The 10,680-nt window shown below is 67.9% G+C and carries 10 protein-coding genes and 1 rRNA gene; all 11 read left to right on the top strand.

Annotation, left to right across the window (positions count from 1 at the left end):
• Window positions 1-95, top strand: a 5S ribosomal RNA gene (gene rrf / locus ACFY5C_RS25025); the annotation flags it as partial.
• Between the two features lie 109 nt (window positions 96-204).
• Window positions 205-813 (top strand): CDP-alcohol phosphatidyltransferase family protein, encoded by a 609-nt coding sequence (locus tag ACFY5C_RS25020; protein ID WP_389447662.1) that lies wholly within the window; start codon window positions 205-207, stop codon window positions 811-813.
• A gap of 112 nt (window positions 814-925) precedes the next feature.
• On the top strand, window positions 926-3,421 hold the full coding sequence (locus ACFY5C_RS25015) for a sugar phosphate nucleotidyltransferase (protein ID WP_389447660.1): 2,496 nt from the start codon (window positions 926-928) through the stop codon (window positions 3,419-3,421).
• A gap of 97 nt (window positions 3,422-3,518) precedes the next feature.
• Window positions 3,519-4,433, top strand: a complete 915-nt coding sequence (locus tag ACFY5C_RS25010; protein WP_389447658.1) for a DUF881 domain-containing protein — start codon at window positions 3,519-3,521, stop codon at window positions 4,431-4,433.
• Window positions 4,430-4,762 (top strand): small basic family protein, encoded by a 333-nt coding sequence (locus tag ACFY5C_RS25005; RefSeq protein ID WP_003988855.1) that lies wholly within the window; start codon window positions 4,430-4,432, stop codon window positions 4,760-4,762. Before ACFY5C_RS25010 ends, ACFY5C_RS25005 begins: the two co-directional genes overlap by 4 nt.
• 5 nt (window positions 4,763-4,767) lie before the next feature.
• Window positions 4,768-5,622, top strand: coding sequence for a DUF881 domain-containing protein (locus ACFY5C_RS25000; protein ID WP_389447656.1), 855 nt, complete (start codon window positions 4,768-4,770; stop codon window positions 5,620-5,622).
• Window positions 5,623-5,683: 61 nt separating this feature from the next.
• Window positions 5,684-6,589 (top strand): FHA domain-containing protein, encoded by a 906-nt coding sequence (locus ACFY5C_RS24995; RefSeq protein WP_389447654.1) that lies wholly within the window; start codon window positions 5,684-5,686, stop codon window positions 6,587-6,589.
• Between the two features lie 41 nt (window positions 6,590-6,630).
• Entirely contained in the window at window positions 6,631-7,368 is a 738-nt protein-coding gene (locus tag ACFY5C_RS24990) for a MerR family transcriptional regulator (RefSeq protein ID WP_389447652.1), read from the top strand.
• Window positions 7,369-7,452: 84 nt separating this feature from the next.
• On the top strand, window positions 7,453-7,926 hold the full coding sequence (locus tag ACFY5C_RS24985; RefSeq protein ID WP_004002801.1) for a bifunctional nuclease family protein: 474 nt from the start codon (window positions 7,453-7,455) through the stop codon (window positions 7,924-7,926).
• A 263-nt stretch (window positions 7,927-8,189) separates the two neighbouring features.
• Window positions 8,190-8,852 carry a MerR family transcriptional regulator gene (locus ACFY5C_RS24980; RefSeq protein ID WP_369269760.1) on the top strand — a complete coding sequence of 221 codons (663 nt, stop codon included), beginning with the start codon at window positions 8,190-8,192 and terminating at the stop codon, window positions 8,850-8,852.
• Window positions 8,853-8,982: 130 nt separating this feature from the next.
• Window positions 8,983-10,464, top strand: coding sequence for a DNA polymerase IV (locus tag ACFY5C_RS24975; protein WP_389447650.1), 1,482 nt, complete (start codon window positions 8,983-8,985; stop codon window positions 10,462-10,464).
• Window positions 10,465-10,680: the final 216 nt, after the last annotated feature.

Here is a 10,680-nt window from a genome sequence, read left to right as displayed (position 1 = left end):
AAACGCCCGGTTACATTCCGAACCCGGAAGCTAAGCCTTACAGCGCCGATGGTACTGCAGGGGGGACCCTGTGGGAGAGTAGGACGCCGCCGAACTCCTTTTAGAGCTCTGGCTCTTGGGCATACAGCCCAAGGGCCAGAGCTTTTTTGCGTTGAGGTAGGGTCAGGGGGCATCGTAGGTACGTTTCCCACAGGAGGCCCCCGGGTGGAGGTCCAGGAGACTCGCGTCCAGACGGATCGAGTGCTCACCATCCCCAACATCCTCAGCATGGCGCGGCTCGTTGGCGTGCCACTGTTCCTGTGGCTGATTCTCAGGCCTGAGTTCGGTGGGCCCAAGAGTGACGGCTGGGCACTTCTGGTGCTGGCTCTGAGCGGCGTCACTGACTACCTGGACGGCAAGCTCGCGCGGCGCTGGAACCAGATCAGCAGCTTGGGCCGGCTTCTCGACCCCGCCGCCGACAGGCTCTACATTCTCTCGACTTTGGTCGGTCTCACCTGGCGCGAGATTCTGCCGGTCTGGTTGACCGCTGCACTTTTGGCACGTGAGCTGCTTCTGCTGGTGATGGTGGGCATCCTCAGGCGCCATGGTTATCCGCCACCGCAGGTGAACTTCCTAGGGAAGGCTGCCACGTTCAACCTGATGTACGCCTTCCCGCTGCTGCTGCTCAGCGACGGAAGCGGATGGCTTCCGTCACTCGCTGCTATTTTCGGATGGGCGTTCGCCGGATGGGGTACAACCCTGTACTGGTGGGCAGGAGTCCTCTACGTGGTACAAGTCCGCCGCCTGGTTCGTGCGGACGCCATGGCCGATTGAACTCGCGGATTGGAGCGCGTAGCGCTCGATGGCCCGCGGAGGAAAAGTGCGGGACAATCTGGACGGGTGAAGTCGGCTAGACAGTCGTCTCTTCGAGGAGGACGCTTCCGACATGAAGGCCGTCGTGATGGCCGGGGGCGAAGGCACGCGCCTTCGTCCGATGACCTCAAGCATGCCCAAGCCGCTCCTGCCGGTGGCCAACCGGCCGATCATGGAGCACGTTCTGCGGCTGCTCAAAAGGCATGGGCTGAATGAAACCGTCGTGACAGTTCAGTTCCTGGCCTCCCTGGTCAAGAACTACTTCGGTGACGGGGAAGAGCTCGGAATGGAGCTCAGCTATGCCAATGAGGAGAAGCCACTCGGTACCGCCGGAAGCGTCAAGAACGCCGAAGAGGCGTTGAAGGACGATGCTTTCCTCGTCATCTCCGGTGATGCCCTGACCGACTTCGACCTCACCGAGCTGATCAATTTCCACAAGGAAAAGGGAGCGCTCGTCACCGTCTGTCTGACGCGTGTGCCCAATCCGCTGGAATTCGGCATCACGATCGTCGACGAGGAAGGCAAGGTCGAACGCTTCCTCGAGAAGCCGACCTGGGGCCAGGTTTTCTCGGACACGGTGAACACCGGCATCTATGTCATGGAGCCCGAGGTCTTCGACTATGTCGAGGCCGATGTCCCCGTGGACTGGTCCGGCGACGTCTTCCCGCAGCTCATGAAGGAAGGCAAGCCGATCTATGGCTACATCGCGGAGGGGTACTGGGAGGACGTCGGCACCCACGAGAGTTATGTGAAGGCGCAGGCCGACGTCCTGGAGGGCAAGGTCGACGTCGAACTCGACGGCTTCGAGATCTCCCCGGGTGTCTGGGTGGCGGAAGGCGCCGAGGTACATCCGGACGCCGTTCTCCGTGGGCCCCTGTACATCGGGGACTACGCCAAGGTCGAGGCCGGTGTGGAAATCCGAGAGCACACCGTCGTCGGCTCGAACGTGGTCGTGAAGAGCGGAGCCTTTCTCCACAAGGCTGTCGTGCACGACAACGTGTACATCGGGCAGCACAGCAATCTGCGCGGGTGCGTCGTCGGAAAGAACACCGACATCATGCGCGCGGCCCGGATCGAGGACGGCGCGGTCATCGGTGACGAGTGCCTGATCGGTGAAGAATCGATCGTCCAGGGCAATGTGCGCGTCTATCCGTTCAAGACCATCGAGGCCGGTGCCTTTGTCAACACCTCGGTGATCTGGGAGTCGAGGGGTCAGGCGCATCTGTTCGGTGCTCGTGGTGTCTCCGGAATCCTGAACGTGGAGATCACTCCCGAGCTCGCGGTGCGACTCGCCGGCGCGTATGCGACGACCCTGAAGAAGGGGTCCACCGTCACCACGGCTCGCGACCACTCCCGCGGTGCCCGTGCGCTCAAGCGGGCGGTCATCTCGGCCTTGCAGGCCAGCGCCATCGACGTACGGGACCTGGAGAACGTGCCCCTGCCCGTGGCGCGGCAGCAGACCGCGCGGGGCAGTGCCGGCGGGATCATGATCCGTACGACGCCGGGCGTACCGGATTCCGTGGACATCATGTTCTTCGACGGACGGGGCGCCGATCTGTCGCAGACCAGTCAGCGGAAGCTGGACAGGGTTTTCGCGCGGCAGGAGTACCGGCGGGCGTTCCCCGGAGAGATCGGGGACCTGCATTTTCCGGCCAGTGTCTTCGACTCGTACACCGGGTCGTTGCTGCGGAACGTCGATACGACGGGGATTTCGGAGTCGGGGCTCAAGGTCGTCGTCGACGCTTCGAACGGCAGCGCGGGGCTCGTGTTGCCCAGCCTGCTCGGCAAGCTCGGCGTGGACTCGCTGACGATCAACCCCGGCCTCGACGAGTCGAGGCCCACGGAGTCGGCGGATACGAGGCGGTCCGGCCTGGTGCGGCTGGGCGAGATCGTGGCGTCCGCGCGTGCCGCGTTCGGGGTGCGGTTCGACCCTGTCGGTGAGCGGCTGTCGCTGGTGGACGAGAAGGGGCGGATCGTCGAGGACGACCGGGCACTGCTCGTCATGCTCGACCTGGTGGCCGCGGAGCGGCGTAGCGGGCGTGTGGCGCTGCCGGTGACCACGACGAGGATCGCCGAGCAGGTGGCTGCCTACCACGGCACGCAGGTGGAGTGGACGACGACCTCGCCGGACGACCTGACCCGGGTCGGTCGCGACGACACGACGATCTTCGGCGGGGACGGCAGGGGCGGGTTCATCGTCCCCGAATTCAGCAGTGTCTTCGACGGTACGGCGGCCTTCGTGCGGCTGATCGGCCTCGTGGCACGGACGCAGCTCACGCTCAGCCAGATCGACGCGCGGATTCCGCGGGCCCATGTCATCAAGCGGGATCTTGCGACTCCCTGGGCCGTCAAGGGACTCGTGATGCGCCGGGTCGTGGAGGAAGCCGGAGATCGCTTTGTCGACACGACCGATGGCGTGCGGGTCGTGGAGACGGACGGGCGCTGGGTGATGGTGCTGCCCGACCCGGCTGAGGCGGTCACCCATCTGTGGGCGGAGGGCCCGGACGACGCCTCCGCCCAGGCCCTGCTCGACGAATGGGCGGCGGTCGTGGACAGCGCCGGCCGCTGAAGCACGGACCACGCGCGCGTGCCGGACAGGCATCCCCGAGGGGCCTGCCCGGCACGCCGGTGGGGCCATTCGGAGGTATCGGCGGCGACGTGCGACGATGTGCGGCATGCCGCAGCAGCCCCCCGTTCGGAGCACACCTACGCGCCCCGCGCGCCCGGACGCGTCCATGTCGCTGCTCACCAACGTCATGGATCACAGTCTCGACGACGGTTACGCCGAGGCAGCCGCGCGTAAGAAGGCCGCGGGTGACGGAGGGCTGCCCAAGACGCTCAGGGCGAAGCTGGGGCTCGCTGCCGGTCTGGTGCTCGCGGCGCTCGTGGTGACCGTGGGGGCGGCGCAGGCGCGTGTCGCGGCGCCCGTCGTCGCGAAGGAGCGCGAGGAACTGGTCGACCGCATCGACCGTGAGACAGCGGCGGCGGACCGGTTGGAGGATACCGTCGACAAGCTGCGCGACGACGTGAGCGCGCGGCAGCGTGAGGCACTGAAGTCGACCGGCGACAGTGACCAGGGGGAGCTCGTTGGCATCCTGGCGGGCGCTGTCGAGGTGCATGGACCCGGTGTGAAGCTGGTCGTCAACGACGCCAAGGAGACCGCCTCGGGCAGCGACGGCGACCCGCGCAGCACGTCCGGGTTCTCCGACACCGGCCGGGTGCGCGACCGCGACATGCAGCGGGTGGTCAACGGGCTGTGGGAGTCGGGCGCCGAGGCCATTTCGATCAACGGGCAGCGGTTGACGGCCCTGTCGGCGATCAGGGCCGCGGGAGACGCGATACTGGTCGACAACAAGCCGCTGGTTCCGCCGTACACGGTGCTCGCGGTGGGGGATGGGGAGCGGTTGAGCACCAGGTTCCAGGACAGCGCCGACGGGTTGTATCTGCACGCCCTGCAGGAGAACTTCGGTATCCGGACCGGCATTTCCGTGCAGGACGACCTCCGGCTGCCTGCTGCCCCGAGCGTGACCGTACGTACAGCACAGCCGAACACCGAGAAAACCGAGAAGGGCACATCGTGATCGCCGTACTGGGCCTCGTCGTGGGCGTCGTGGCCGGCCTGTTGGTCCGGCCTGAGGTTCCGGCGGTCGTCGAGCCTTATCTGCCGATCGCCGTCGTGGCGGCTCTCGACGCCGTCTTCGGAGGTCTGCGGGCCATGCTCGACGGCATTTTCGACGACAAGGTCTTCGTCGTGTCGTTCCTGTCCAACGTGGTCGTGGCCGCGCTGATCGTTTTCCTGGGCGACAAGTTGGGCGTGGGCGCCCAGCTGTCCACCGGCGTGGTCGTCGTGCTCGGCATCCGTATCTTCTCCAACGCCGCGGCGATTCGCCGGCACGTGTTCCGGGCGTGAGGCCGATGAGCAACCAGGACCAGGCGCCGGAGAACAGGCTGCGCAAGGAGCTGCCCGAGGAGATGCCGGCGGGCGCGACCGAGTCCGTGGAGAACGCCTCGCGGGCCGCGGACGGCCCCGAGGGGCAGACGGCCGACCTGACCGGTCGGCAGCGGCTCGTGAAGGGGCTGTGGCCGCCACGGGTCAGCCGGGCCCAACTCATCGTCGCTGTCCTGCTGTTCGGCCTCGGCTTCGGGCTGGCCGTCCAGGTCGCGTCGAACAGCGACGGTGACGGAGCCCTGCGCGGCGCACGTCAGGAAGATCTTGTTCGCATCCTCGATGAACTGGATGACCGTACTCAGCGTCTTGAGGACGAGAGGCAAGGTCTCGAGAAGCAGCGCGACGAACTGGAGAACAGTTCGAACCAGGCGGAGGAGGCCCGCAAGCAGACGGTCGAGAAGGAGAGGCAACTCGGCATTCTGGCGGGCACGGTGGCGGCTCAGGGACCCGGCATCACGATGACCATCGACGACACGAAGGGGACGGTCGAGGCGGACATGCTGCTCGACGCGATCCAGGAGCTGCGCGCGGCCGGCGCGGAAGCGATCCAGGTGAACGGCGTACGCGTCGTCGCCGGCACCTATCTGACCGACGCCGGCAACAGCGTGAGCGTCGACGGGAACAAGATCAACGCTCCCTATCGTTTCAAGGTCATCGGCAAGTCGCAGGACCTTGAACCAGCGCTCAACATCCCTGGAGGCGTGGTTCAGACTCTCGAGAAGGAGCAGGCCACCGTGACCATCGAGCGGTCGGACAAGATCGTCGTGGACGCCTTGCGAGCGGCGAAGCGGCCTGACTACGCTCGGTCGTCCTCCCAGTGAACCGACGGTGCATGGGGGACGTCAGGCGAGGGCATGAGGTTGCGGGGGGTCGGCGCACCGAATGGGTGGTGCGTGGTGGAAACTGTCTGGTGGAGACGGACGTTGTGAGGATGTCCGGGTCGGTCAGGGAGCGCAGTCAGGGTTCGTCCTGCCCCACGGGCGGGTCTGTTTCGGTCAAGGGGAATCGCCCGTGAAGTTGTTTGCGAAGTTGTTCGGCAAGAGCGCGCGAGAGGGTAGCGACAACGCGACCGCTCGTCACCGCGCACAGGGGGACGATGAGGGCCAGCGCCCGCTGTTCAGGGACCAGGTGCCTGGGCCGGGTGGTGACATTTCCGGTGGTCAGGGCGCGCCGTCAGTTGACCCTGGCCAGTCCGGCGGCATAGGTTTCGGGCAACCGTCAACCTCAAGTACGGGTGGAGGGTTTTCCCCGATGTCGGCCCTGGTGTGTACGAGGTGCGGTAACCGCAACGCGGAGAACAGCCGCTTCTGTTCCAACTGTGGCGCCCCGCTGCGGCCGGGTGCGACGCCCGAGCGTCCGTCCGAGACGACCTCCACGATCTCCATCTCCGGTCTTGAGGCCTACGACGCCGAGACCACCGGTCAGACGGCGATTCCGGCGCTGTCTCCGGAGGCGCAGGCGGCCGTCGACGCGCTGCCGCTCGGCTCGGCGCTTCTGGTGGTGCGCCGCGGGCCGAACTCCGGCAGCCGCTTCCTGCTGGACGGCGATCTGACCACGGCCGGTCGGCACCCGCAGAGCGACATCTTCCTGGACGACGTGACGGTCTCGCGTCGGCACGTGGAGTTCCGTCGCGCTCAGGACGGCTCATTCACGGTTGCCGACGTCGGCAGCCTGAACGGCACGTACGTCAATCGCGAGCGGATCGACCAGGTCGCTCTGAACAACGGTGACGAGGTGCAGATCGGCAAGTACCGGCTGGTCTTCTACGCGAGCCAGCGGGGCTACTGACCCTCCCCCGGAGCCCGTCCGGGGAGACCCAGGGAAGGTCCATGCTGAAAACACCGAGCGGCGGTGCCGGGCACGGCATCGCCGCCACGGACGGTCGGCTGATGAGCATCGGCACGGTGCTGAACGTGCTACGCGACGAGTTCCCTGACATCACCATTTCCAAGATCCGCTTCCTGGAGTCGGAGGGTCTGGTCGAGCCGCAGCGGACCCCCTCGGGGTATCGCAAGTTCAGCGCGCAGGACGTCGAGCGGCTCGGCCATGTCCTGCGGATGCAGCGGGACCACTACCTGCCGCTCAAGGTGATCCGCGAGCATCTGGACGCCGTGGAGCGTGGTGAGGCCGCACCGCTGCCGACCGTGTGCCGGCAGCGTGATGGAGAAACGGTCCTGGAGCCCGTCGAGGCGCCCACGGCGGCCCGGATCGGGCGGGCCGAGCTGCTCGTCGCCGCCGAGATCGGTGAGCAGGAGCTCGCGGAATGGGAGTCGTACGGCCTGATCGCCGCGTTGCCCGACGGGGCGTACGACGCTGAGGCGGTCACCGTGGCCTCGCTCGTCGTCGAGCTGGGGCGGTTCGGCATCGAGCCACGGCATCTGCGGGTGATGAAGGCCGCCGCGGATCGTGAGGCCGGGCTCGTGGACCAGGTCGTGGCGCCCCTGCGGCGGCACCGCAATCCGCAGACCAGGGCTCATGCCGAGGCGCGTACGAAGGAACTGGCTGGGCTGGCCGTGAAGCTGCACGCCGCCCTGGTGCAGACAGCTCTCGGGGTGCGGCTGCCCTGAGCCGGGCAGGGCGGGGAGCCCGGATCGGCCACCCGTTCTCGGCCCGACTACCCAAACGTCCCGAGCACGGCCTAGGGTTGCTGTGTGAACGAGCTCGATGTCGTAGGTGTCCGGGTCGAAATGCCCTCCAACCAACCGATCGTGCTCCTGCGTGAAGTGGGAGGCGACCGCTACCTCCCGATCTGGATCGGGCCGGGAGAGGCGACGGCGATCGCCTTCGCCCAGCAGGGCATGGCCCCCGCGCGACCGCTGACCCACGACCTGTTCAAGGACGTGCTGGAGGCCGTCGGCCAGGAGCTCACCGAAGTGCGCATCACGGATCTGCGTGAAGGCGTCTTCTACGCCGAGCTGGTGTTCGCCAGCGGCGTCGAGGTGAGCGCCCGCCCCTCCGATGCCATAGCGCTGGCCCTGCGCACCGGAACGCCGATCTACGGCAGCGACGGCGTGCTCGACGACGCGGGCATCGCGATTCCGGACGAGCAGGAGGACGAGGTGGAGAAGTTCCGCGAGTTCCTCGACCAGATCTCGCCCGAGGACTTCGGCACCAGCAGTCAGTGAGGCGGCGTGGGCGGCCCGGCGGACTCGCGGTCCGCGGTGGTGCGGCCCACAGGCCGTTACGGCTCAAATGCCGGCATTTGCCAGCGGCGAGGGAGAGCGTCCTGCGGCCTGCTCCGAGCGCATTCGGCTAGCCTTTCCCCGCGGTGGGGCACGGGAAACCACTCCTAGGGTGATTATCACTCGGCGTGCCGAGTGTGGCGATCGTTGACGCACCCCTGGTGACTGCCTACCGTCGAGAAGGCAGGTCAAGGACGGAGGTCGGCGTGAGAAGCAGCGGCGACGGTACGGCTGGGGGTGCCCCCGGACGCAGTCTCGGGGCGAGCGGCCCGTACCCGCTTCACAGCAGCCCGCTTCAGGGCAGCGCGGCCGATCACGCTCCGCAGCGACCGACGGCCGTGCCGAGCAGCGGCGGAGGGGCGGCGTCCATGGCGACCGAGCAGATCGGCTATCGAGGTCCGACGGCCTGTGCTGCCGCGGGCATCACATACCGGCAACTGGACTACTGGGCGCGCACCGGCCTTGTCGAGCCCAGCGTGCGGCCCGCTCACGGGTCGGGGACGCAGCGGCTCTACAGCTTCCGGGACGTCGTCGTCCTGAAGATCGTCAAGCGGTTCCTGGACACCGGGGTGTCTCTGCAGAACATCCGTACCGCAGTGCAGCATCTTCGGGAGCGGGGCTTTCGGGATCTGGAGCGCCTGACGCTGATGAGCGACGGTGCGACGGTCTACGAGTGCAGTTCCCCGGACGAGGTGCACGCGCTGCTGCAGGGTGGGCAGGGGGTTTTCGGGATCGCCGTGGGCGTGGTGTGGCGGGACGTCGAGAGTGCCTTGTCGCAGTTGCACGGGGAGCGGATCGACACCGGGGAGACGCTGGTCGGGCACAACCCGGCGGACGAGCTGGCGCGGCGCCGCAACCGGGCGGTCTGAGCAGTCTTCGCCGGCGCACCTGCGTCCTGGTGCGGCGGGTGTGCCGGTTGGGGTGCGATAGGTCGGCCCGGGCGCCGTATCAGCCGGTTGCAGCAGGGCATTGTCAGTGGCGTGAGGCAGCATCGGAGATGTGAGGAACGCGCCTACGATCCTGCATCTCGACATGGATGCCTTCTACGCCTCGGTGGAGCAGGCATCCAAGCCGAGCCTGCGTGGGAAAGCCGTGGTCGTGGGCGGGCTCGGGCCGCGGGGAGTCGTCGCCACCGCGTCCTATGAGGCCCGGGTGTTCGGGGTGCACTCGGCGATGCCCATGGGGCAGGCGCGTCGGCTGGCGCCCAATGCCGCGTATCTCGTGCCGCGCTTCGGGATCTACCGCGACATCAGCGAGCAGGTGATGGGTCTGCTGCGGGAGCTGTCGCCGCTGGTGGAGCCGCTGAGCCTGGACGAGGCGTTCGTGGACCTGGAGGCCGGTGGAGCGGCCTGGGACGAGGCGTCCGCACGGCTGGTGGGGGTGAGGCTGCGGGCCGACATACGAGCCGCCACAGGGCTCGCGGGCTCGGTGGGCCTGGCGGCGTCCAAGATGCTGGCGAAGATCGCCTCGGAGGAGGCCAAGCCTGACGGGCTGGTGGTGATCGAGCCGGGGACGGAGCGGGCGTTGCTCGCGCCGATGTCGGTGCGGACCTTGCCGGGGGTGGGGCCGGCGACCGGGGACCATCTGCGGCGGGCCGGGATCCACACGGTCGAAGAGATCGCCGAGGCGGGCGAGGACGAACTCGTACGGCTGCTGGGCAAGGCTCATGGCCATGCCCTGTACGCCATGGCGCTCGCCCACGACGAGCGGCCCGTGGTGGCCGAGCGGGAGGCCAAGTCGGTGTCGGTCGAGGACACGTACGACGTGGACATTCACGACCGGGTCCGGGTGGGTCTGGAGGTGCAGCGGCTGGCCGATCGTTGTGTGCGGCGGTTGCGGGGGGCCGGGTTGTCCGGACGGACCATCGTGCTGAAGGTTCGCCGGTACGACTTCTCGACCCTGACCCGGTCCGAGACGTTGCGTGGGCCGACGGATGATCCGGGTGTGGTGCGGGAGGCAGCGCTGCGGCTGCTGGATTCCGTGGACACGACGGGTGGGGTGCGGCTGCTGGGGGTCGGGGTCAGTGGGCTCGCCGACTACACGCAGGAGGACCTGTTCGCGCAGGTGGCGGGGGAGCGGGTGGAGCACGGCGAGGAGGGCGACCACGAGGAGCCACTGGCGGAGCGGGAGGCTGCGCTGCCAGTCGAGCGGCGGTGGGTTGCTGGGCACGATGTGCGGCATGTCGAGTACGGGCACGGGTGGGTGCAGGGGAGCGGCCTGGGGCGCGTGACTGTGCGGTTCGAGACGCCTGAGTCGTCGGGGCCGGGGCGGGTGCGGACGTTTCGGGTTGACGATCCGGGGTTGGAGGCGGCGGATCCGTTGCCGTTGGTACGGGGGAGACGTGGGGTGTCAGGGGGCGATGCAGGAGACAGGGGAACTGAGGTTGGTGGGGTTGTAGGGGCGGAGGCCGCTCTGCGGGGGCCGGAACGGGAGCGGGGTGGCGGGGCCGCCGGGGAGGCGCCGCCCGTGGTGCCTGGGTAGGACGTGGGCGCCGGCGGAACCGGATGTGGGGGAGGGCTTGGGCGGTTGGCCTCGGGGTTGCTGTGCGGGGTGGGTCCCTTGCTCGCGCTGCTCGCGCTTGCGAGGTGCCGCTGCGCCCACCAGTGCCGCCCCAGCGGCAGGACTGGCCGCAGCTGGGTGGGATTGGCTGTCGGGCTGAGGGCGTCTGCGTGGGTGGCTGCGCGGGGCTGGTGGGCG

It is taken from the genome of Streptomyces sp. NPDC012935, from assembly GCF_042900345.1.
Taxonomy (GTDB): Bacteria; Actinomycetota; Actinomycetes; order Streptomycetales; family Streptomycetaceae; genus Streptomyces.
Note: the sequence above shows the minus strand (reverse complement) of the source record. Positions and strands in the feature narration are given on the sequence as shown.

What these genes read in the sequence shown, in the direction of transcription:
- ACFY5C_RS25015 (WP_389447660.1), top strand. Translation starts at nt 926, where the DNA reads ATGAAGGCCGTCGTGATGGCCGGGGGCGAAGGCACGCGCCTTCGTCCG.
- ACFY5C_RS25010 (WP_389447658.1), top strand. Translation starts at nt 3,519, where the DNA reads ATGTGCGGCATGCCGCAGCAGCCCCCCGTTCGGAGCACACCTACGCGC.
- ACFY5C_RS25000 (WP_389447656.1), top strand. Translation starts at nt 4,768, where the DNA reads ATGAGCAACCAGGACCAGGCGCCGGAGAACAGGCTGCGCAAGGAGCTG.
- ACFY5C_RS24995 (WP_389447654.1), top strand. Translation starts at nt 5,684, where the DNA reads ATGGGTGGTGCGTGGTGGAAACTGTCTGGTGGAGACGGACGTTGTGAG.
- ACFY5C_RS24990 (WP_389447652.1), top strand. Translation starts at nt 6,631, where the DNA reads ATGCTGAAAACACCGAGCGGCGGTGCCGGGCACGGCATCGCCGCCACG.